We start from the raw sequence: 23,147 nt of genomic DNA, 5'->3' as shown, positions 1-23,147 counted from the left end.
GTTTACCAAGTAATCGTGTTTTTTGCGTTTAAAGTCATTTCTACAAACTGTGTATAGTTTATTGCGATATCGCCTTGATTGAATGAAATATCACGAGCTGCAGCATCTTCTTCAAGTAAATGAATTGCTGAAGAGAACTGTTTAAACTGCATGTTGTTATAACAAGCATCACTAACAAGTAGCACTGTATCTTCTGAAGAAATTAGATTGGCCAACATATTATTGCAGTAGTGAGCTAAGGGTTTTGAAAAAATATGCAGGGTACTCATAGTGCCACCACCTGATGTTGCTGGCTAATTAATTCACGCTGTTGCTCAAAGTTAGCTACTTTAACATCAATAATTAAGCTTTCTTGTGTGAGGTTAAAATCCATCAACGACTTTTCACATACATATATATTTTCAACATCGTATAATTCAAGCGTTTTAATGGTTTTAAAATAGTTTTTAATGCCAAGTTGTTCTGGCTGCTGGTTTTTCTTCAAAGCTAAAACAGCTTCACCACTGAGTAGCCAACTAATGTTTTGTTCAATAGCAGCAAAAATTAGTGTGGTGTCGAGTGATTCACGAATATGTTGATCATCAAATGGACCATGCTGGCTGATCACTAAAATGTTTTTCATTTAAATTGCACCCATTTATCCGCTTCACTGACAAGCATCGCAAATTCTGCAAGCCCAGCGACGGTAAACACGCTTGTGTTATCAATATCTAAGCCACGCTTTTCAGCAGCAGTGACACATAGCAGTAGGGGGACCTCTTGCTCACTCAACGACTGCCACAAACGATTAATTGGCAGCTCGTCACTGGCAAGTTCTAAATGGTTACTTGCGTGGTAAACACCTGCTTGATAAAGAAAGATAGCTGCAATTGAGTGACCAGAGTCGAGACAGGCCTGTGCAAATTTAATTAGCCGTTGAGTTGTGTCGTGATCGGTCGGCGCGGTATGAAGAGAAAGTACAAATTGTGCCAAAACGCATCCAATAAAAAAGCCCCTAGAAAGGGGCTATTTTAGCAGAACTATTTAATTAGTCATCACTTGCACCAAGTAGGTGAAGAAGAGACGTAAATAAATTATATACGTTCAGGTATAAAGCAACAGTTGCGCGGATGTAGTTGGTCTCACCGCCATTAATAATACGGCTAGTGTCAAATAAGATTAAACCAGACATAATTAGCACAACTGCAGCATTGATAACCATAAAGGTGATTGAGCTGCCGATGAATAAGTTAACTAGGCTTGCAATAATCACTACGATTAAACCCACAGTTAAAAAGCCACCCATAAATGAGAAGTCTTTTTTCGTGGTAAGTGCATAAGCAGACAAACCAAAGAAGATTAACGCAGTAGAGCCTAACGCTTGCATAATGAGCATAGGGCCATTTGGCATTGCAGCATAGTAGTTAAGCATTGGACCGAGTCCTGCGCCCATCAAACCTGTGAATACAAACACCCAAGCAACACCTGATGCACTGTCTGCCTTTTTGTGAACAACAAAAAGCACACCAAGTGAAATCAAGCTAAAAACTATCCCCATAAAATAAGGTAGATTCATTGCCATTGAGATACCTGCTGTCACTGCGCTAAATGCCAGTGTCATGGCAAGTAAGAAATAGGTATTTTTTAAAACTTTATTGGTTTCAATAGTCGACATTACTGGTCTTGCAGTATTGTACGATTGATTAAACGCCATTGTCAGAGCTCCTTTAAATGAACTTATACGTTCGTTAGTTCCAATTATTAAACTGAACTAAGCCTATCAAGAGTTATATATTTGGGCAAACTATTGTGGATCAATAGACAAGATAAATAATTGAAAAGTTCAATGTTGCGCACAATCTAAACATTATTGTACTAATGCTGAGCAAATTAATTGTTTTTTAATCACTTAAACAGTTTTTTTGAAAAAAAGCTTCACAAACACGGCTGCCTTATCTATTATGCACGCCGTCGGAGAGATGGCAGAGTGGTCGAATGCACCGGTCTTGAAAACCGGCAGGGGTTTGTAGCCCCTCTAGGGTTCAAATCCCTATCTCTCCACCATTATTTTTACTACTGGCGTAAGCGGGTAGGTTTTCGCATTCGGAGAGATGGCAGAGTGGTCGAATGCACCGGTCTTGAAAACCGGCAGGGGTTTGTAGCCCCTCTAGGGTTCAAATCCCTATCTCTCCACCATCATTGAAGCCGCTGAATTTATTCAGCGGCTTTTTTGTTTCTTAAGCTTCTCATTTGTTCTGCAAATTACGACTATTGTCGATATTTCGCATTTTAACTAGTTAGTCCATGCTTAACACTTCTCGTATTATCTTTGTGACATTAGGGAATTTATGAAACATCGTTTAGCAAAGAGTGTAGGACTTTCTTTATTATCGCCTGTGATCATCGGTTGTATCTTAGGCCTTTATTATGCATTCACACTTGAAGGAAATGGTTTTAGCATTTTCTTTAATTTACTTGTTAGCGCAATTGCCAATGCACACATAGTAGGCTTAACTATGGCAGCATTTGTAGTGCCTGGTTATTTACTTATGTTTAAATATGCAAAGGTTAATTATTCAGGTGTTCTGACACTTGGCTTACTAGGTGGCGCTATTTTTAGCTACTTACTGAGCGCTACAACAGGTATGGCTTTTGTAGTCAATGCTATGATGTCTGCTCTGGCAGCTGGACTGTTTTTATTTGGTTTAAGACAGGGCCTTACAACACAATCTTCTCATCAATAGCAGAATATTTAATCAAGCTGACTGAAATTGAGGGCAAAATGTTTTTTTTTGCCCTTAAAAGGTTTCATTTGTCGTCTACAAAGAGTACCTTTAGCTACTGTATGTTTAATAAGAAGTAGTTTGGTATGCAAAAGCAAGATTTTTACCAGTCATTAGTTAAACAAACTGAGTCGCTAATCGCTGGTGAATCAAATGTTATTGCCAACATGGCAAATATTAGTGCGCTGTTATTTACCTCTTTAGAGGATATCAATTGGGCGGGCTTTTATTTAATGGATTCACCTGAAGAATTAGTGCTAGGGCCGTTTCAAGGTAATCCTGCATGTATCCGTATTCCAGTAGGTAAAGGGGTATGTGGAACTGCCGCGCAAACACAACAAACACAACTCATTGAAGACGTGCATGCATTTGCTGGTCATATTGCCTGTGATGCTGCATCTAACTCAGAAGTAGTTGTGCCGATTTTCAAAGACGGTAAAGTATTTGCTGTACTTGATATCGATAGCCCAAGCATTGCGCGATTCGATACTGATGATCAAGCTGGTTTAGAAGCATTGGTAAAATGCTTTGAGGCAAATCTAAAATGAAAGATCTGCTAAATGTGCAAGATTACCTCTTTGCAATCCATGATGTTGGTGATTGGGAAGGGGAAGAAGAAGTTGTTGCCGAAAGGCTCAACGACTTGATTCACATGGCATGGGAGCGTCTACCAGATGACCTTGACTGTGAATCAATTGATGAAATTATAAATGGTATTTGGGAACACCTTCGTGGTGATTTAGCGCTTATTGAAGCGGACTTCGAAGAGTTGACCGACTGGGTAACACACTATGTCGATTCATCACTTGATGAAAAGATGTAATAAAAGGTTCTAACATGGAAACCACAAACAAGCTAAAAGATATTAATGAAGTATTGGATTTCTTATACCAAGAATTTCCACAATGTTTTAAACAAAAAGACGGTATTCAGCCGCTTAAAGTAGGTATTTTTAAAGATATCGCTGAGCGTATTGAAGGTTCTGAGAAAGTAAGTAAAACTCAGGTTCGTCAAGCACTAAGAAAGTACACCTCAAACTGGCGCTATTTAGAAGCGGTGACTAAGTCTGAGTTCCGTATCGATCTTGATGGTAATCAAGACGAAAAAGTAGAACAAGAGCATATTGAGCACGCACAAAAAGCGTTAGAAGAAAGCCGTGCTAAAATGGCGAAGCGTAAGAAGCCACAACGTCCACGCAAAGACGGTGACACAAAATCTTACAAAAAGAATAGTGGCCACCACGCTAAATCTGGCGAAAAAGGCGCTAAAGTAAGTAATAAGCCTGCTAAAGCTGCTCCTGCAAAACGTTCAGGAAAAGTTGAACCTTTACCTGCCTCAGAGGTCAAGGTTAATAGCAAAGTTAAAGTTAAACTTGGCCAAGCACTTGTAAACGCGGTTATTACTGAAGTGAATAAAGATGAAGTTCACGTTGAGTTAGTAACAGGGATGCAAGTTAAGACCAAAGCAGACAGCCTGTATATCATTTAATAGCTGTAAAAAATAAAGGAGTTGTGTATGAGTAAAAAGTTTACGCTCATTCCGTTAGTCGCTGCCCTGTTTTCAGGTTCATTATTGGCATCTTCAGACAATTTGACTGCAAAAGACCTGCCAGTACTCAAGCAAGAAAGCCAACATAGTACGGCAAGCAAACGGGTGACAAACTTATTTACTCGTGCACACTACAAACCAATTAAATTTAACGATGAATTATCTGAGAAGGTTTTTGATCGTTACATTGAATCTCTCGACTACAATAAAAATGTGTTTTTAGCCTCTGATATTGCCTCGTTTGAGCAATATAAAGACCAGTTTGATAATGCATTGTCGACAGGTAAATTGGGATTTGCTTTTGATATTTTTAATTTAAGTTTAAAACGTCGTTTTGAACGCTATGACTATTCTTTATCGTTACTTGAAAACGAAATGAAGTTCGATAAAGAAGATGATTACCTGTTTGACCGTGAAGACGCTGAGTGGGCAACAAGCCAAGCTGAGCTTGATGAACTTTGGCGTCAGCGCGTTAAATACGATGCTTTACGATTAAAAATGACTGGTAAAGATTGGCAAGGCATTAAAGAAGTCTTGACCAAACGTTACCACAATGCACAAAAGCGTTTAGTACAAACTAACAGTGAAGATGCTTTTCAAATCGTGATGAACTCATTCGCACGAAGCATTGAAGCGCATACCTCTTATTTATCACCTCGTCGCGCTGAGCAATTCAAGATGGACATGGATCTTGAATTAGAAGGTATTGGTGCGGTACTCAGTTATGACGAAGATTACACGGTAATCCGTAGCTTAGTCCCAGGCGGACCGGCTGATAAGTCTGAACAAATAAAAGCAGATGACCGTATTATTGGTGTTGCGCAAGAAGGTGAAGAGTTTGTTGATGTGATTGGCTGGCGTTTAGATGACGTCGTTGATTTAATCAAAGGCCCGAAAGGGACAAAAGTTCGCCTGCAATACTTAAAAGGGGCTGATGCTCACGGTACACCAAAAGTGGTTGAAATCACGCGTGATAAAATTCGCTTAGAAGACCGTGCTGCAAAATCTGAAGTATTTGAAGCAAAATATTCAGACTTAACCAGCAAAATTGGTGTGATTGAAATCCCTGGTTTCTATAACAATTTATCGCAAGACGTAAAAGTTGAAATTGCGAAGTTAAAAGAAGCCAAAGTTGACGGTATCATTATCGATTTACGTCAAAACGGCGGTGGCTCACTTTACGAAGCGACGCAACTTTCTGGCTTATTTATCGATCAAGGTCCAGTTGTACAAATTCATACGCTAAATAATCGTATTGAAGAGCAAAAAGACCGTGATGGCGTCACTTTTTACGATGGCCCACTGACAGTGTTAGTTGATCGCTACAGTGCGTCTGCCTCAGAAATTTTTGCAGCAGCAATGCAAGATTATGGCCGTGCAATTGTGATTGGTGAGCAAACCTTTGGTAAGGGAACTGTACAGCAGCATAAACCACTTGGCCGTGCTTATGACCTATACGACCACCCATTAGGTAGCGTGCAGTATACCATTGCAAAATTCTACCGAATTAACGGCGGAAGCACACAGCACAAAGGCGTGATCCCAGATGTGTCATTCCCATCGGCAATTGAGCCATCAGAATGGGGTGAGAGTCAACAAGACAACGCGCTACCTTGGGATAGCATCATACGTGCTAAGTACAACTCTGTTGATAACCTCAAACCAGCGATTGCTTACGTTAATAAGCTTCATGATGCCCGTATTGCAGACGAGCCTGAGTTTGGCTATGTATTTGCTGACATTAAACGCTATCAAGAAGAGAAAGACCGTAAGACTATCTCATTGGTTGAAGCGACGCGTCTAAAAGAGAAAGACGAAGGTGAAGAACGCGCGTTAGAACGTGCTAATGAACGACTTGTTCGCCTTGGAGAAAAGCCAGTAGAGAAGCTTGACGATTTACCTGATAGCCTTGATGAGCTAGACCCTTTCTTAGAAGAAGCGGCATTAATCACCCAAGATTATATAAAATATGGTCGTATCGCTAAGAAATAATTAGCAATTAATTAGCAATATTGATTAATAAAAAGGCGCTTAAGCGCCTTTTTTGCTACCTAAAACAGGTTAGATTGGTATAATCACAAAATCTGGCTGCATAAGGCCACTGAAGTTTTGCGTCAAAGCTTACAATAATAATTAAACACGCCACATAAGACGTGTAGGAGACTATCTTTTGAATTCAATTGAAGAGAAGCCAATAAAACAGGCCAGTTTTTTAGATGCCTTAATCCCAATTACTGTGCTCGTGTGCCTACTAGGCGCTGCTGTTTATTTATTCGGTGATAACTCATCATCTGGTCCTAACCAAATCGCTCTATTATTCGCTACGTTTACCGCGGCATTAATTGGCTTAAAAAATGGTTACACCTGGAAGAAACTAGAACAAGCTATGATTGAGGGGATCACCTTATCCCTTGGAGCAATCATTATACTGTTAATGGTGGGTGCCTTAATCGGTACTTGGCTGTTATCAGGAACTGTACCCACTCTAATTTACTATGGCTTACAAATTATCAATCCTAGCTGGTTCTATGCCGCTAGCTGTTTGATTTGTGGCATTGTGGCTATGAGTATTGGTAGCTCTTGGACCACAGCTGCGACTATCGGTGTGGCGTTATTAGGTGTTGCAACTGGTCTTGGTCTTGAACAAGTTGTTACAGCAGGCGCGGTCATTTCTGGTGCCTACTTTGGTGATAAATTAAGCCCGCTTTCTGAAACAACAAACTTAGCGCCAGCAGTGGCTGGGGCTGATTTATTTGAGCATATTCATCACATGCTTTGGACTACAGTACCAAGCTTCATTATTGCGTTAATTATTTTTATCTTTATGGGCTTTAATGCCGGTGGTTCAACAGAAGCGGGCCGTATTGATGAAATCGTTAATTTATTAGAGCAAAACTTTAATATTGGTTTTGAAATGCTAGTGCCACTGGTGGTGTTGTTGTTTTTAGCAATTCGTAAGATGCCAGCTTTCCCAGCTATTTCAATTGGTGCGGTGCTAGGCGCGATTTGGGCTATGTTATTTCAATCTGATTTAATCAATAGCCAAATTGATGCATCACAAGGCCAAGCAATTGGTTACTTCAAATTAGTTTGGACAACGTTCTTTGATGGTTTCAGCATCGACACTGGCGATGAAAAAATGGATTCATTATTGAGCGGTGGTGGTATGGCTGGCATGTTAACAACCACTTGGCTGATTATGACGGCCTTGATGTTTGGCGCTATCATGGAAAAAACTGGCTTACTTGATATGTTCGTTAAGAGCATCTTAAAAATTGCTAAAAGCACGGGCTCTCTTATCACAGCAACGATTGCAACGTGTATTGGTACCAATGCGGTTGCAGCTGACCAATATATCGCGATTGTTGTTCCTGGACGTATGTTTAAAGACGAATATGAAAAACGTGGTTTAAAGCCTGTAAATTTATCTCGCACATTAGAAGATGGTGGCACAATTACTAGCCCACTTATTCCTTGGAATACCTGTGGTGCTTACATGCAAAGTGTTTTACTAATCAATCCATTTGACTATGCAATGTACGCGTTCTTTAATTTAATTAATCCATTCTTAGCGGTTGTTTATGCCTATTTTGGTATTAAAATTTTACGTATTACCCCAAAACATCTTAAACAAGAAGCTAACGCCGAATAAACTATTTAGGCCCTGCTAAGCAGGGCCATTTGGAGTCAGTAATGTCTGCTACGAGTAAACCTCAAGCTCAATATTTAAAAGATTACCAAGCCCCACAATTCTCAATCCAGTACATCGATTTACGCTTCGAATTAGCCCCTTTAAAAACATCAGTGCAGTCAACCATGACAATCAATCGTACCGATGAAAGCAATGCAGATCTTGCGCTAGATGGTGTTGATTTAACGCTAATTTCATTGATGGTTGATGACAAAGCGTATGATGATTACACGCTTGAAGATGAAAAGCTGATCATTCATAACCTGCCTTCAAGCTTTATTCTGAAAATTGAAAACCATATTGATCCGCAAACGAATACCTCTCTAGAAGGTTTGTACTTGTCGGGTGGTGCTTACTGTACACAATGTGAGGCTGAAGGGTTTAGAAAGATTACTTACTACCTTGACCGCCCAGACGTACTTGCCAGCTTTGATGTCACCATTATTGCCGACAAAAAGTACACTCACTTGCTGTCTAATGGTAACCAAATTGAATCAGGTAACTTAGATGACGGTCGTCATTTTGTAAAATGGCAAGACCCATTTAAAAAGCCTAGCTACTTATTTGCATTAGTCGCCGGTGATTTTGACGTATTACGTGACCATTACACGACGCAGTCTGGACGAAAAGTTGAATTAGCTTTGTTTGTTGATAAAGGTAATTTATCAAAAACGCCTCATGCCATGACATCTCTTAAGAAATCAATGCAATGGGATGAAGAGCGCTTTAACCTTGAATACGATTTAGATATTTACATGATTGTTGCCGTTGATTTCTTCAACATGGGCGCAATGGAAAATAAAGGCCTGAATATCTTTAACTCTAAATGTGTTCTTGCAAATCAAGAAACAGCCACAGACAAAGATTACCATACGATTGAATCTATTGTAGGGCACGAGTACTTCCATAATTGGACCGGCAACCGTGTGACTTGCCGTGACTGGTTCCAACTGTCGTTAAAAGAAGGCTTAACGGTTTTCCGTGACCAAGAGTTTAGTAGCGACTTAGGTTCACGTGCGCTTAATCGTATTGATGCCGTTAAAGTCATGCGTACTCACCAGTTTAGTGAAGATGCAGGGCCGATGGCGCACCCAATTCGCCCAGAAAAAGTCATTGAAATGAATAACTTTTATACAGTGACTGTGTATGACAAAGGAGCTGAAGTTATTCGTATGATGCACACCTTACTTGGAGAAGAAAAGTTCCAACAAGGTATGGCATTGTATTTCGAGCGCCATGACGGACAAGCAGTTACTTGTGATGATTTTGTTGCAGCCATGAGTGATGCGTCTGGCATTGATTTAACACAATTTAAGCGTTGGTATAGTCAAGCGGGTACACCTAAGCTCAATGTAGAGCAGGCGTATGATGAACAAAACCAGACTTTCACATTAAGCATTGAGCAGTTTGCACCTGATAATCAGCCTAACAATGCCTTAATGCACATTCCTTTTGCTATTGAGCTTTTAGATAGTGAAGGGCAGTCATTACCTCTTGTGATTGATAATCAGCCGCAAGATTCTGTATTGAATGTCACTGAAAAAACGCAGCAGTTTGTTTTCGAAGGTATTAAACAGCGCCCAGTAGCAGTGCTACTCGAAGATTTCTCTGCGCCATGTATTGTTAATCAAAATACATCTGCCGCTGATCTGTTACATATTATGCGTTTTGCTCGCAGTGACTTTTCACGTTGGGATGCTCAGCAGCGTTTATTTACTAATGAAATGAAAGCAGCGATTGCCAGTGGTGAAGCTTGCTTATCTGATGATATCTTGTCGGCATTAAAGCTACTAGTTGATAATCGTGAAGGTGACCTTGCATTGATTGCGGAGCTGTTAAAACTGCCTAGCTACGATACTCTTGCAGCAGAATATGCCGTCATCCCTGTTGATGACATTATTGCTGTACAAAATGCATTCGAATCGCAAATTGCCAACTTCTTAACAGAATCATTGGTTAATTGTTATAACGTGCTTGAAGATGATGGTTCAACATCTGCTACAGCCGTTGCAGTACGTGCTCTTAAGCAACTTTGTTTATACTATTTAGCGAAAACAAATCACAGCGATGTTAATAGCCTCATCAGAGAGTCAGCCCACAGTAATAATATGACCAATGCCCTTGCTGCATTAAGTGCTGTTGTAAAAGCAAATCACTCACTATGTGATACGCTTTTAACAGAGTTTGATGCTAAATGGCGTCATGATGTACTCGTTATGGATAAATGGTTTGCACTGCAAGCGATGAAAGATTCAGCAACGAGTATCAGCGATATCAAAGCGCTTTATGATCATCCAAGTTTTGACTTTGGTAACCCTAACCGTGTGCGTGCTTTGGTTGGTAGCTTTAGTCACTTTAATATCACTCAGTTCCACCGAGCTGATGGTGAAGGGTACCAGCTATTAGGTGACTTATTAGTGAAACTAAATGATATTAACCCGCAAAATGCATCGCGCATGCTGACACCTTTTATGTCATGGAAACGCTATGATGAAAATCGTTCAGCGGCAATGAAAGCACAATTGCAACGTTTAGCTGATTTAGATGACCTTAGTGATGATCTGTTTGAAAAAGTAGAGAAAGCACTCGAAAGTTAATGACAGAATATTATTTTGCCTTGTATCTGAGTTACTCAGAGTGTCTTGATTACTATCATGGTAAATATAAATCTGTGCAAGTTACAGAGGATGGTGGTAAGACAGTTCGCTTTGACGCTCACCATTTGCGTCCTTTTATTTCTTCGCTAGGAATAAGAGGGCGCTTTAGGTTGACATTAACGGCTGAAAATCAGTTTTTAAAACTCGAGAAAATTAGTTAAAAAAGCAGCTACGGCTGCTTTTTTTTGATGATTTTTCATAAAAAACACTAATTTTATCTATCCCCAATTCGCTAAATTTATTATATTTTTGTTAATTCGATTTGTTCTATTGTTAATTTACGTGTATAAATTATCTGGTATGACGTCTTACCAATACGTAAACGTCACATTTTTAAATAAATATTAACCGATTAGACGCGTTCTATATTGTAATTTTACTGTTTCGCTTCTATCGTTAGAAAGATACTAAAAACAACAATTTGATCACAAAACAACCCGTTACAGGGGGATGAACACAATGATAAAACGATCGCTTTTTGTTAAAAACAAAATAGCTTTGGGGCTTGCAGCAGCAACACTAGGTCTCTCAAGCACATCTTTGCACGCGGCTAATTTCGAGTTAGGTGACTTTGACATACGTTTTGACTCTAACTTTTCTTATGGTCAAAGCATTCGTGTTGAAGACCGAGACTTTCAACACATAGGTAAAAGTAATAATCCATCATTTGATTGGACGGGTTATCACTCAGCTCTAAACCCTATTTATTCTTCAGCTGATGTTTGGAACCAACCAGGTGCTTACTCAAATAATGGTGATGCCGGAAACTTAAACTTTGATAGTGGAGATTCATTCTCAAAGTTATTAAAAGGCACTCATGAGCTTTCTATCAGTAAAGATAACTTTGGTTTCTTCACTCGCTTTATGTATTTTTATGATTTTGCCTTAATGGATGGTGACTTTGCTTATACCAATCCAACGTCGGGTAAAAAAGTTGACCCTTGTGATGATGACGACACTAAAGAACAAGTATGTGCTGATTTACGTTTACTTGACGCTTATGTTTGGGCAAATTTTGATTTAAATGAAGGCCGTAACCCGCTGTCTATTCGTTTAGGCCAACAAGTTGTGAACTGGGGTGAGAGTACTTTGATTTCTCATGGTATTAACGTTAACCCTGTTGATATCGATCGTTTAAAAGCGCCAGGTGCAGAGTTAAAAGAAGCTTTCATACCTGTTGGTATGCTTTGGGCATCACTAGGCATCACAGATAACTTAACGCTAGAAGGTTTCTACCAATATGAATGGCATGAAACACGCCTTCCAGCGGCTGGTACTTACTTCTCGACGAACGATTTCGCGTCAGAAAATGGCTATCAGCAGAATATTCAATTAGGCTTCACGTCTAACCCAGATATCGATTTAGCATTCTTAACAGAAAGCTTAAATAATTTAGATGATATTGTTCGCTCGCAAGGTGTTGACCCTACATCAGCACAAGGCATAGCGATGATGTCGCAAATGTATCTCGCTTACCCAACCAAAGTTGCGTTGAAAGGTAAGGGCGGTGCAGGTAAAAATGAACCTGATGATGGTGGTCAATACGGTTTACGCTTGGGTATGTTTTTACCTGAGTTAAACGATACTGAAGTGGCGTTATACCACATTAACTACCATAGCCGTCGTCCTGTGATTTCAGGCCAGGTATCAAACTTCACTGATGCGGCAATCGCTGCTGATATCGGTATGTTATTAACAACAGATATCACTGAAGATAATGTAACTAGTTTACAAGCATTTACCAAAGGCCAGCTAGAATACCCAGAAGACATTAAGCTTTATGGCTTGAGCTTCAATACATCAATTGGTGAAACGGCTTTTTCTGGTGAATTTGCTTTCCGTCAAGATGAGCCTCTGCAAATTGATGACGTAGAGTTACTTTACGCGGGTATGCCAGAGCAATTGGCTGTTGCAGGTATTCGCCCTGATTTTGCAGGTATTTCGCAAATGAGTCCGGGTGATGCAACTAGCGTTGTAGGTCCTGGTGAAGTAGCACAAGGATTTATTCTTCGTAACACTGCTCAATTACAATTTACTGCAACACACTTATTTGGTCCATCATTAGGTGCTGATAGCTGGGCGGTAGTTGGTGAAGTTGGTGGCGTTAGAATTAACGATATGCCGGATTATGACGAGCTCCGTTTAAACGTTTCCGGTACTGGTCGAAGCGGCATTATGCAAGGCCCATTAAGTGATGATTATTCAACACTTCACCTAGGTCTGTCTAATGGTCCTGAAACAAACCCATTCCCAACAGCGTCTGCATGGGGCTATCGCCTTATCGCTAAGGGTGATTACTACAATATTTTTAGTGGCGTAAACTTCTCACCTCGTTTTGTTTTCTCACACGATGTGAATGGTATTACACCAGATCCAATGTATTTATTTATTGAAGACCGTAAATCACTCGGTGTTACTATGAACTTCAATTATCAAAATGCGTGGTCATTCGACTTTAGCTACAACTCATTCTGGGGTGGTGGCGCGACGAATACTTTCTCTGATCGCGATTATGTTTCATTTAATATTAAATATTCAATCTAAGGGTAAATTATGATTATTAGAAAACCTACCCTCATTGCTGCAGCGTTTTGCGGCGTTTTCGCAAGCTCAAGTGTACTTGCAAAAATTACCGCTGATGAAGCGGCACGTTTAGGCAGTGATTTAACGCCAATTGGCGCTGAAAAAGCAGCGAATAAAGACGGTTCTATTCCAGCTTGGGATGGTGGTATCACAACACCGCCAGCAGGTTACAAACCGGGTATGCACCATCCAGATCCATATGCTGATGATAAAATTTTATTCACGATTGATAAATCGAACGTTGCCCAGTACAAAGACTACTTGAGCCCAGGTCAAATTGAATTATTCAATACCTATCCTGATACGTTCAAAATGAACATTTACCCAACCCGTCGTAGTGCGTCATATCCACAGTTTGTATATGATGCAACTAAAAAATATGCGACGACAGCTGAATTAGTTGAAGGTGGTAACGGTATTAAAAATACCGCTGTGGGTGTACCTTTCCCAATTCCTAAAGATGGTTTAGAAGCTATTTGGAACCATTTGTTGCGATTCCGTGGCCTATCAATTGAACGTTCTGGTGGTCAAGCTGCACCGACAGCCTCTGGTTCATATAACTATGTAGGTTTTGATGAGCAACTTTTAGTTGAGTACTCATCACCTGAAGCAACACCTGAGAAGCTTCAAGAATCTAATATCTTGTTTAAGTTTAAGCAAAAGGTAACTGAGCCTGCTCGTCTTGCCGGTACTGCGTTATTAGTACATGAAACGATGGACCAAATTTTAACACCACGCCAAGCATGGACATACAATTCAGGCCAGCGTCGTGTTCGTCGTGCTCCAAATGTTGCCTACGATGCACCGGGAACAGCCGCTGATAGCTTACGTACGACTGATGACTTTGATATGTTCAATGGTTCTCCGAATCGTTACAACTGGACATTAAAAGGTAAGCAAGAGCTTTATATTCCTTATAACAGCTACAAGCTTCACAGCGACAAACTAAGCTACGATGATATTCTACAAGCAGGTCATATCAACCCTGAGCATGTTCGTTATGAAAAACACCGTGTTTGGGTGGTTGAAGCGAACCTAAAAGAGGGCACGCGTCATATTTATAAGAAACGTGTCTTTTATATTGACGAGGATAGCTGGCAAGTACATGTAGCGGATATCTATGATAACCGTGATCAAATGTATCGTGTAGCGATGGCGCATGGTCTTAACTACTATGAAGTACCAACTCATTGGAGTACGTTAGAAGTTTATCATGACCTTAACTCTCGTCGTTATTTAGCAATTGGTTTAGACAACCAAGAAAAAATGTATGATTTCTCACAATCATTCAACGATAACGAGTTTACTTCAAGCGCATTACGCCGCGAAGGTCGTTAATCCATTTAAGGCACCTGACTCCAGGTGCCTTTTGCAATTCGCGTAAGTCATCAGTACACGCATTAGGTTTCCCAGTGACTTTTTTGACTTCTCTTTTTATTTTTTCGAAGGCGATTTATCTTTATGAAGTATTTGCTTTATGCCTGTCTTGCTTATAGTGCTTCATGTTTTGCTCAAGACATGCCTATGCCACAACAAGCCATTAGCGCTGTTAACGCAAACAAAACTCTTCTCACCGACATTGAACTAGCTGGCCCAAATCTCATTGCAGTTGGCAAACACGGTGTGGTTATCACAAGTACAGACGCTCAAACCTGGCAACAAGCCAGTGTGCCTACTCAAGTGCTGCTAACAGCCGTTGATTTTTATAATAGCGATTTAGGTTGGGCATGTGGCCATGATGCTACCATCATCAATACCGTAGATGCAGGTAAAACGTGGCAATTACAGCAATCATTACCAAACATGGATAAGCCATGTTTAGACATTTTATTTACTACAGACAAACAAGGGTATGCAGTCGGTGCATATGGAATGTTTTATGAAACTAACGATGGTGGACAAACTTGGCAGAAACGTTTTTTAGATAGCCTGTTATTTGAAGAAGACCGTGAATACCTCAATGATTTAAAAGACAGTGACCCAGAAGGCTATGAAATTGAAACTGCTTCAATACTGCCGCACTTTAATCGCATCGTTAAAACCGATGAGAGTCTATTTCTAGCCGGTGAAATGGGTTTAATGGCACAAAGTGTCGACAATGGTCAAACCTGGCAGCGTCTTGAGGAGATATATATGGGCTCTTTCTTTACGTTTGCGTCAACTGCGGATCAAGGTGGGGAAGACCTAGTTGCAGGCCTTCGAGGCAACATTTTCACTCGCCAAGCAGGCAGCGAACAGTGGCAACAAATACCACACGACAATTATGCAACCGTAAATAGCGCGATTAAATACAACAACCAGTGGTTATTATTTGCCAATAGCGGGGTGATATTCCAAATTGAGGATGGCCAATTATCAGAACAACAAATGGCCGATGGTAAATCGTTACTTGATGGTGTTGTGTTTCAAGACAAACTAGTTATGGCTTCAGAAAATGGCATTAAAGTGAAGGAGTTGAATCCGTAATGCGTGGTTTTTTAGATATTTTAGAAAGAGCGGTGTTTCGTCATCGCTTATTCGCAATTATTTCCTTTGCGTTGATCACTTGTTTCTTATTATTCAAAGCAACACAAATTCAATTAGACGCGTCGTTCAATAAAAATATTCCGCTTAATCATGACTACATGAAAGTTTACACCAAACATGAAAAACAGTTCGGTGGCGCTAACAGCATTTTGATTTCTGTCTGTGATGCAGATGGTGATATTTTTAATGAGGAATTTTTCACCCAACTTAAAGCAGTTCACGACCAGCTTTACTTTATTCCAGGTGTAAATCGTCCGTTAGTTAATTCAATCTTTGCACCGAGTGCACGTTTTGTTGAAGTAGTTGAAGATGGTTTTGCTGGCGGTCCAATTATTCCGGCAAACTTCACTGCTGATAAACGTGGTCTTGCGGTTGTAAAAGAAAACATCGAAAAAGCAAAAGTCGTTGGTCGCATGATTGCCAGTGACTATTCGTGTGCAATGGTAACCGCTCAGCTACTCGAGACTGATCCACAAACGCAAGAAAAACTCGACACTTTAGCATTTGCAGAAAAGCTAGAAACGCAAGTTCGTGAACCGCTCAGTACTGACAAGGTTAGTATTCATATTATCGGTTTTGCCAAAATGGCAGGGGATGTCGCAGAGGGCGCTAAGGGCGTACTGCTATTCTTTGCTATTGCCATTGCTTTCACATTTGTGATGGTTTGGCTGTTCTGCCACTCTTTAAAACTGACAATTTTACCGATTGCCTGTTCAATCATTGCCGTTGTTTGGCAGTTAGGCTTGCTTTCAAGCTTAGGCTTCGGTTTAGATCCTATGTCAATTTTAGTGCCGTTTTTAGTGTTTGCGATTGGTGTAAGCCATGGCGTGCAAATGATCAATGACATCGGCAAAAAAGTGTCTACGGGTAGTTCAACTCGGGTTTGCTGTCAGGCAAGCTTTAGAGCACTTCTGATCCCAGGTGGTATCGCGCTGCTTTCAGACACAATTGGTTTTTTAACCTTACTCACCATTGATATTGGTATTATTCGTGAACTTGCTATCACAGCAAGTTTGGGTGTAGCGGTAATTATTTTCACTAATTTAATTTTATTACCTGTTTGGGCATCGTACATGCGCTTTGAAGGCTCTGTGCATATTCAAGCAGGTACTCACACAGACAAACCAAATCTACTAGACAAGTTACGTGAGCTATTAGTAAAAGCCACAGATCGTAAAACGGCAGGTTTTATTATCGTCTTTACGGCTGTGTTATTTGCAGTGGGATACTGGCAAGCTGACAAAATGCGTATTGGTGACTTACATGCTGGTGCGCCATCTTTGCACCAAGATGCCCGCTATAACCAAGACACCTTTTTGATTTCTGATAAATACACTATTTCTTCAGATATCCTAAAAGTGATTGTAGAAGCGTATCCTGCTGCGTGTACGGAGCATGATGTTATGGAGCGTATTAGTCGTTTCCAATGGCAGATGGAAAACGTTGCCGGGGTACAATCGGCTGTGAGCTTAAGCTCAGTTGCACAGTCAGTTAATGCCGGCTTTAACGAAGGGAACTTAAAATGGCAAAGCCTGCCGCGCAATACGGCAAGTTTAGTGCAAGCCACTTCACGGGTTGAAACAAGCTCAGGTTTACTTGATGGAAACTGCTCAGTAATGCCTGTGATTATTTTCTTAAATGACCACAAAGCAGAAACGATTGACCATGTGGTAGCGAAAGTTAAAGAGTTTGCTAAGGCTGAAGAAACCGATGAATTGAAGTTTAAGTTAGCGTCAGGCCCTGTCGGTGTAATGGCCGCAACGAACGAATCGGTATCGGCTGCACAGCTACCTATGATGCTTTACGTTTACGGCGCCGTAATCCTGCTATGCTTAATTAGCTTTAGAAGTGTTAAGGCAACGGTCGCGGTTGTATTACCTCTGTACATCGTATCAACCTTAGCGCAAGCGTTGATGGTACAACTTGAAATAGGTTTAACAGTGTCGACATTACCAGTTATCGCTTTAGGTGTTGGTATTGGTGTCGATTACGGGATTTACATACTTTCATCAATGATGGGGCAGCTAAAACAAGGTGTGGCACTGGAAGTGGCTTATCGTAATGCATTAGCAGAGCGAGGTAGTGCAGTGTTGTTCACAGGTATTACCTTAGCCATTGGTGTTAGCACATGGATTTTCTCTGATCTGAAGTTCCAAGTGGATATGGGTATTCTTTTAACCTTCATGTTTTTGGTTAACATGTTGGGTGCAGTACTACTTTTACCTGCAATTGGTAGCTTCCTCTGGACTGACCAGAAAAAATAATGTGAATAATTGTGCTCCGATATGGCCAGTAATGGCCATTTATATCTATATTTTGTGAATAGATGACCAAATAGCTGAAAAGCTTAAAATGATTTCATCGAAAAGGCTGTTTATTAGCTGTAAAAGAGTTAGAATTTACCTGACTCCACGCTAATAAATGGCTGTACAAATATTCTACTAATCGATAAGTAGTATAGATTAAGGAACATACAATGACACGAAATGAAGGGCAAGCCTCGGTTATCTTAGATAATGTCTGTAAGCTGATCCAGAAAAAAGTTCACGCTGATAATGTGTTACTCGTTGAGAAATTCGCCAAAGCCTTGTACAGCAATATGTCTAAAGAGGATTTGGCTCATCGCAACGATAGTGACTTATATGGCGCTGCACTAAGCCTATGGAACTCGCTAGAAAAAAATAATTCTGATGACGCGGTTGTCCGTGTTTTCAATCCTGAAGTGGCAAAAGATGGCTGGCAGTCATCGCACACCATTGTTGAAATCATCGCGAAAGACATGCCTTTCCTCGTTGATTCTGTGCGTATGGCCATGACCCGCGCAAACATCGCTTCTCACTTATTACTTCACTCTCCGCTGAAAATCCAACGTGATAAAAATGCTAAAATCACCGGTATTTCAAGCTTAAAAGCAGAGCAAGAATCAACGTCGACAAAAACTGTGTTCTTTATCGAGATTGATCGTCAAACAGATGCAAAAGTAATTGAGTCTTTCAAAAAAGAACTTGAGTCTGTGTTAGTTGACGTATCTATCGCTGTAGAAGATTGGCAGCCAATTCGTGAAAAGCTTATTGCGGTAACGAAAGACTTACCAAAACGCCACCATAACAATAACGAAAGCGAAGTTGCAGAAACGGTAGAGTTTTTAGATTGGTTAGCTAAAGATAACTTTACGCTAATGGGTTACCGTGAGTATGAACTTTCGCCAGTGCAGGGTGATTACCAGTTAAAAGGTAAAAAAGGTACCAGCCTTGGTCTTATGAAAAACACAGACGAAGAGCATAGCCGTTTACTTTCTGAGTTACCTGAAGTAGCGCGCCAAGAAGCGCGTAGCAGCAACTTATTAATTTTAACGAAAACAAATTCAGTGTCACGTGTACATCGTCCAGCGTATATCGATTATGTAGGTATTAAGCGTTTTGATGATGAGGGCAATGTAATTGGTGAAGACCGTTTCCTTGGTTTATTCTCATCAAGCTTTTACAACAACAGCGCCGCTGATGTACCTGTACTGAAAAGTAAGATTAACCGCATTATGGAAATGTGTGACTTTGCAAAAGGCACCCATGCATACAAAGCGGTATTAAATATTTTAGAAACGTATCCACGTGATGAACTTGTGCAAGCACGTGAAGCTGAACTACTTGAAGTTGCCATGGGCGTATTACAAGTACAAGAGCGTGATATGTGCCGTATTTTTGTGCGTAAAGACGCATATGGCCGTTTCTTCTCTTGCATGGTTTATGTACCGCGTGAACGCTATAACACAGCACTACGTCGTGAAACGCAACGTATCTTAGCCAATGCATTTAATTCTGACGATAAAGTCGAATTTACTACTTTCTTCTCTGAGTCAACATTAGCCCGTACACATTACACGGTGCGTGTGACTGACAATAATATTGAATATAACGTGAAAGACATCGAAAACAACCTAATTGAAGCAGCCCGTACTTGGGAAGATAGACTCCAATCTGCACTACTTGAAAGCGCAGGTGAAGCACGCGGTAAAGAATTAAACCGTAAATATGCACAAGCGTTTGCAAGTGCGTATAAAGATCAGGTTTTACCAAGTGCAGCGGTTGTTGATATTGAAAAGCTAGAACTTCTGAATGACGAGAACAAACTAGAAATGTTGTTCTACCGTCCACAAGAAGAAGCAAACACTAATGTTGTTCGTTTAAGCTTATTCCATAAAGATGAGCCAATCCACCTGTCTGACGTTATGCCAATGTTAGAAAACTTTGGTTTACGCGTAGTTGGTGAAACACCTTACTCAGTGAAAACGACTGACGGTAAAGTTAATTGGATCATGGATTTCACCATGCTAATTGACAACAAGGGCATTGCTGATTTTGATAAAGTGTCAGCGCGTTTCCGTGCAGCGTTAACGAACGTGTGGAATAACCGTTTAGAAAATGATGGTTTCAACCGTTTAGTATTAATGGGTGGCTTAACAGGTCGTGAAGCGTCTATTCTTCGTGCCTACGCTAAATACATGCGTCAAATTGGTGTAACTTTCTCACAAACTTACATCGAAAGCACATTTGCAAATTACCCACACATTGCATCGCAAATTGTTAACTTATTCACTAAAAAGTTCTCAGTTAAGAACCCAGGTAGTGAAAAGACACTTGAGAAGCTAGTTGCACAAGTTAATCTTGAGCTTGAAAACGTAGCAAACCTAGATGATGACCGTATCATTCGTTTATACGTTGATATGATCAATGCAACTCTTAGAACGAACTTCTTCCAAAAAGAAGCGGATGGCCAATTTAAGTCATACGTATCGTTCAAGGTTCAGCCTTCTATGATCCCTGAAATGCCATTACCTCTGCCTGCGTTTGAGATCTTTGTATACTCGCCGCGCGTTGAAGGTGTGCATTTACGTGGTGGTAAAGTTGCTCGTGGTGGTTTACGTTGGTCAGACCGTCGTGAAGACTTCCGTACTGAAGTACTGGGTCTTGTTAAAGCGCAACAAGTTAAAAATACGGTTATCGTGCCAGTCGGTTCGAAAGGTGGCTTCGTATGTAAACAGCTACCGACAGACCGTGAAGCATTCTTCAAAGAAGGCCAAGAGTGCTACAAGATTTTCATCCGTGGTTTATTAGATATCACAGATAACATTGAACGTGGTGAGATTGTGCCACCAGTTGATGTTGTTCGTCATGATGAAGATGACCCGTACTTAGTTGTTGCTGCCGATAAGGGTACTGCGACTTTCTCTGATATCGCAAACGGCATCGCAAATGAATATAACTTCTGGCTAGGTGATGCATTCGCATCAGGTGGCTCAGTAGGTTACGACCACAAGAAAATGGGTATCACTGCTAAAGGTGCGTGGGAATCTGTTAAACGTCATTTCCGTGAAATGGATATTGACTGTCAAACAACTGATTTCACTGTTGTAGCAATCGGCGATATGGCGGGTGACGTATTTGGTAATGGTATGTTGCTTTCTAAGCACATTCGCTTACAAGTAGCGTTTAACCACATGCATATCTTTGTTGATCCAAACCCAGATGCAGCGACATCTTACCCAGAGCGTGAGCGTTTATTTAATCTACCGCGTTCTTCTTGGGAAGATTACAACAAAGACCTTATTTCACAAGGTGGTGGCATTTTCTCTCGTGCGGCTAAATCAATTAGCTTAAGCCCAGAAATGAAGAAAATGCTTGGCACTAAGAAAGCGAGCATGACACCTAACGAGTTAATCAAAGCGGCTCTAATGATGGAGTTTGATTTACTTTGGAATGGTGGTATCGGTACTTACATCAAGAACTCTAAAGAGACTGATGCTGATGTGGGTGACCGCGCGAATGATGCACTACGTATTAACGGTTCTGAGCTTGGTGCGAAGATCTTAGGTGAGGGCGGTAACTTAGGTGCGACTCAATTAGGTCGTATCGAATTTGCTGCTAAAGGCGGTCGTGTTAACACTGACTTCATCGATAACGTTGGTGGTGTTGCGTGTTCAGATAACGAAGTAAACATCAAAATCTTACTTAATGGCCTAGTTGCTGAAGGTGACTTAACACGTAAACAGCGTGATGAGTTACTTTATTCAATGACTGATGAAGTGTCTGAGTTAGTATTAAAAGACTGTTATCGTCAAACGCATACCTTATCGATTACTCAATCAAAAGGTACGTCAACGCTTAAAGAAAAAGTACGTTTCATCCATGCCCTTGAAAAAGATGGCAAGCTTAACCGTGCAATCGAGTTTATCCCAACGGATGAAGAACTTGCAGAGCGCGCAGCAGCGGGTAAAGATTTAACTCGTCCAGAGCTTTCTGTACTTGTTTCTTACGCGAAGATGGTATTAAAAGAGTCTCTAGTGGTTGATGAAATCACTGAAAACCCTTACTACCGTCAGTTATTAGTTAAGTCGTTCCCAGTGCCACTTCGTGAGAAGTTCAACGATGCAATGGATAACCACCCACTTCGTAAAGAGATTATCGCAACGAAACTTGCAAATAACATTGTTAACGATATGGGTCTTAACTTCATGATTCGTATGCACGAAGAAACAGGTGCTAACGAAGCTGAAATCGCACTTTGCTACTCAATTGCAAAAGAAGTGTTCCAGATGCCAGAAACATGGTCATCAATTGTTGCACTTGATAATAAGATCCCAGCAGCTGTACAAACAGAAATGCTATATCAATTACGTCGTACGGTTCGTCGTGCAACACGTTGGTTCTTACGTCATCGCAATAAAGCTCAAACGATTGAGCAAGCAATTGAATTCTTTGCACCAACATTTGCTGATTTAAGTGAAAACTTAAACAGCTACATGGTTGAAAAAGAAAGCGATCGCCTAGTTAAAGCGGCAGAGAAGCTAATTGACAGTAATGTACCAAAAGCACTTGCAACACGTATTGTGTCACTATCAAGCCTATTCTCTGTAATGGACTTAGCTGAAATCGCAGATAATTCAGAGCGTAGTATTGATATGGTTTCTAATACCTACTTTAAGCTTGGTGCGCGTATGGGCTTACATTGGTTCCTTGACCAAATCACCAACCAACCAGTTGCAAACCACTGGCAAGCACTTGCTCGTGCTTCATACCGTGAAGAGTTGGATTGGCAACAACGCACATTATCAGCTGTGGTACTTAATAGCTTTGCTGCAGACAGCAAAGACATTGATGCACAAATTGATGAGTGGATGGATAACCAAGATCTACTATTACAACGTTGGAAGCAGATGCTATCTGAGTTCAAAACATCGCAAAGCCATGATTTTGCGAAGTTCTCAGTGGCACTTCGTGAACTAATGTTGTTAAGCCACAACTGTGACACTTCCAAATAAGTTAAAAGTCGTTAAAATACATACCCCAGCTCGCTGGGGTATTTTTTTGCCCTTAATTTGCAATG

At 40.6% G+C, this 23,147-nt stretch carries 17 protein-coding genes and 2 tRNA genes; 15 read left to right on the top strand and 4 right to left on the bottom strand.

The genetic code is table 11. The annotated features are described in order from the left end of the window. Positions 1-2: 2 nt before the first annotated feature. Genes BIZ38_RS00360 through BIZ38_RS00345 form a run of 4 tightly spaced genes read right to left on the bottom strand, consistent with a single transcriptional unit; the run spans position 3 to position 1,693 of the window. Complete coding sequence (locus BIZ38_RS00360; RefSeq protein WP_187489261.1) at positions 3-269, bottom strand: DsrH/TusB family sulfur metabolism protein; 267 nt, start codon at positions 267-269, stop codon at positions 3-5. Then, the gene (gene tusC, locus BIZ38_RS00355; RefSeq protein WP_187489260.1) at positions 266-622 is read right to left on the bottom strand and encodes a sulfurtransferase complex subunit TusC; all 357 of its coding nucleotides are present in this window, start codon (positions 620-622) and stop codon (positions 266-268) included. The genes BIZ38_RS00360 and tusC overlap by 4 nt, the downstream gene beginning before the upstream one ends. Continuing rightward, the gene (gene tusD, locus BIZ38_RS00350; protein WP_187489259.1) at positions 619-972 is read right to left on the bottom strand and encodes a sulfurtransferase complex subunit TusD; all 354 of its coding nucleotides are present in this window, start codon (positions 970-972) and stop codon (positions 619-621) included. Before tusD ends, tusC begins: the two co-directional genes overlap by 4 nt. A 55-nt stretch (positions 973-1,027) precedes the next feature. Further along, positions 1,028-1,693, bottom strand: a complete 666-nt coding sequence (locus BIZ38_RS00345; protein WP_054551400.1) for a Bax inhibitor-1/YccA family protein — start codon at positions 1,691-1,693, stop codon at positions 1,028-1,030. Between the two features lie 259 nt (positions 1,694-1,952). Between BIZ38_RS00345 and BIZ38_RS00340 the strand changes: the two genes are divergently transcribed. The 15 genes from BIZ38_RS00340 (at position 1,953) to BIZ38_RS00270 (ending at position 23,082) form a co-directional block, all read left to right on the top strand. Continuing rightward, a tRNA-Ser gene (locus tag BIZ38_RS00340) sits at positions 1,953-2,043 on the top strand. A gap of 41 nt (positions 2,044-2,084) precedes the next feature. Continuing rightward, positions 2,085-2,175 (top strand) — tRNA-Ser (locus tag BIZ38_RS00335). A 152-nt stretch (positions 2,176-2,327) separates the two neighbouring features. Next, positions 2,328-2,723, top strand: coding sequence for a hypothetical protein (locus BIZ38_RS00330; protein ID WP_054551399.1), 396 nt, complete (start codon positions 2,328-2,330; stop codon positions 2,721-2,723). A 125-nt stretch (positions 2,724-2,848) separates the two neighbouring features. Then, complete coding sequence (locus BIZ38_RS00325) at positions 2,849-3,310, top strand: GAF domain-containing protein (RefSeq protein WP_138600640.1); 462 nt, start codon at positions 2,849-2,851, stop codon at positions 3,308-3,310. Then, entirely contained in the window at positions 3,307-3,585 is a 279-nt protein-coding gene (locus BIZ38_RS00320) for a hypothetical protein (protein WP_054551397.1), read from the top strand. The genes BIZ38_RS00325 and BIZ38_RS00320 overlap by 4 nt, the downstream gene beginning before the upstream one ends. A gap of 14 nt (positions 3,586-3,599) precedes the next feature. Then, on the top strand, positions 3,600-4,250 hold the full coding sequence (gene proQ, locus BIZ38_RS00315) for an RNA chaperone ProQ (RefSeq protein ID WP_166340275.1): 651 nt from the start codon (positions 3,600-3,602) through the stop codon (positions 4,248-4,250). 27 nt (positions 4,251-4,277) lie between these two features. Further along, positions 4,278-6,302 (top strand): carboxy terminal-processing peptidase, encoded by a 2,025-nt coding sequence (gene prc / locus BIZ38_RS00310; protein WP_187489258.1) that lies wholly within the window; start codon positions 4,278-4,280, stop codon positions 6,300-6,302. Positions 6,303-6,480: 178 nt separating this feature from the next. Further along, positions 6,481-7,962, top strand: coding sequence for a Na+/H+ antiporter NhaC (nhaC, locus tag BIZ38_RS00305; protein WP_054551394.1), 1,482 nt, complete (start codon positions 6,481-6,483; stop codon positions 7,960-7,962). Positions 7,963-8,003: 41 nt separating this feature from the next. Continuing rightward, positions 8,004-10,598 carry an aminopeptidase N gene (pepN, locus tag BIZ38_RS00300; protein WP_187489257.1) on the top strand — a complete coding sequence of 865 codons (2,595 nt, stop codon included), beginning with the start codon at positions 8,004-8,006 and terminating at the stop codon, positions 10,596-10,598. Next, entirely contained in the window at positions 10,598-10,819 is a 222-nt protein-coding gene (locus BIZ38_RS00295; RefSeq protein ID WP_082401568.1) for a DUF2835 domain-containing protein, read from the top strand. The genes pepN and BIZ38_RS00295 overlap by 1 nt, the downstream gene beginning before the upstream one ends. Before the next feature lie 298 nt (positions 10,820-11,117). Then, the gene (locus BIZ38_RS00290; protein ID WP_054551392.1) at positions 11,118-13,202 is read left to right on the top strand and encodes a DUF1302 domain-containing protein; all 2,085 of its coding nucleotides are present in this window, start codon (positions 11,118-11,120) and stop codon (positions 13,200-13,202) included. A 12-nt stretch (positions 13,203-13,214) separates the two neighbouring features. Further along, positions 13,215-14,579: a DUF1329 domain-containing protein gene (locus BIZ38_RS00285; protein ID WP_138600718.1), complete on the top strand. Its 1,365-nt coding sequence runs from the start codon at positions 13,215-13,217 to the stop codon at positions 14,577-14,579. Between the two features lie 123 nt (positions 14,580-14,702). Continuing rightward, the gene (locus tag BIZ38_RS00280) at positions 14,703-15,707 is read left to right on the top strand and encodes a WD40/YVTN/BNR-like repeat-containing protein (protein ID WP_138600646.1); all 1,005 of its coding nucleotides are present in this window, start codon (positions 14,703-14,705) and stop codon (positions 15,705-15,707) included. After that, entirely contained in the window at positions 15,707-18,031 is a 2,325-nt protein-coding gene (locus tag BIZ38_RS00275) for an efflux RND transporter permease subunit (RefSeq protein ID WP_054551390.1), read from the top strand. Before BIZ38_RS00280 ends, BIZ38_RS00275 begins: the two co-directional genes overlap by 1 nt. A 212-nt stretch (positions 18,032-18,243) precedes the next feature. Next, positions 18,244-23,082: an NAD-glutamate dehydrogenase gene (locus BIZ38_RS00270; protein WP_187489256.1), complete on the top strand. Its 4,839-nt coding sequence runs from the start codon at positions 18,244-18,246 to the stop codon at positions 23,080-23,082. Positions 23,083-23,147: the final 65 nt, after the last annotated feature.

Origin of the sequence: Pseudoalteromonas sp. BZK2 (genome assembly GCF_014349195.1) — a bacterium.
Classification (GTDB): Bacteria; Pseudomonadota; Gammaproteobacteria; order Enterobacterales; family Alteromonadaceae; genus Pseudoalteromonas; species Pseudoalteromonas simplex.
The sequence above is the reverse complement of the archived record's forward strand: the minus strand, read 5'-3'. Positions and strand labels throughout refer to the sequence as shown.

Coding starts and splice junctions, on each gene's coding strand:
- pepN (WP_187489257.1), top strand. CDS start 8,004: ATGTCTGCTACGAGTAAACCTCAAGCTCAATATTTAAAAGATTACCAA.
- BIZ38_RS00280 (WP_138600646.1), top strand. CDS start 14,703: ATGAAGTATTTGCTTTATGCCTGTCTTGCTTATAGTGCTTCATGTTTT.
- BIZ38_RS00325 (WP_138600640.1), top strand. CDS start 2,849: ATGCAAAAGCAAGATTTTTACCAGTCATTAGTTAAACAAACTGAGTCG.
- BIZ38_RS00290 (WP_054551392.1), top strand. CDS start 11,118: ATGATAAAACGATCGCTTTTTGTTAAAAACAAAATAGCTTTGGGGCTT.
- BIZ38_RS00345 (WP_054551400.1), bottom strand. CDS start 1,693: ATGGCGTTTAATCAATCGTACAATACTGCAAGACCAGTAATGTCGACT.
- BIZ38_RS00330 (WP_054551399.1), top strand. CDS start 2,328: ATGAAACATCGTTTAGCAAAGAGTGTAGGACTTTCTTTATTATCGCCT.
- prc (WP_187489258.1), top strand. CDS start 4,278: ATGAGTAAAAAGTTTACGCTCATTCCGTTAGTCGCTGCCCTGTTTTCA.
- BIZ38_RS00360 (WP_187489261.1), bottom strand. CDS start 269: ATGAGTACCCTGCATATTTTTTCAAAACCCTTAGCTCACTACTGCAAT.
- BIZ38_RS00275 (WP_054551390.1), top strand. CDS start 15,707: ATGCGTGGTTTTTTAGATATTTTAGAAAGAGCGGTGTTTCGTCATCGC.
- BIZ38_RS00295 (WP_082401568.1), top strand. CDS start 10,598: ATGACAGAATATTATTTTGCCTTGTATCTGAGTTACTCAGAGTGTCTT.
- proQ (WP_166340275.1), top strand. CDS start 3,600: ATGGAAACCACAAACAAGCTAAAAGATATTAATGAAGTATTGGATTTC.
- BIZ38_RS00320 (WP_054551397.1), top strand. CDS start 3,307: ATGAAAGATCTGCTAAATGTGCAAGATTACCTCTTTGCAATCCATGAT.
- BIZ38_RS00270 (WP_187489256.1), top strand. CDS start 18,244: ATGACACGAAATGAAGGGCAAGCCTCGGTTATCTTAGATAATGTCTGT.
- tusC (WP_187489260.1), bottom strand. CDS start 622: ATGAAAAACATTTTAGTGATCAGCCAGCATGGTCCATTTGATGATCAA.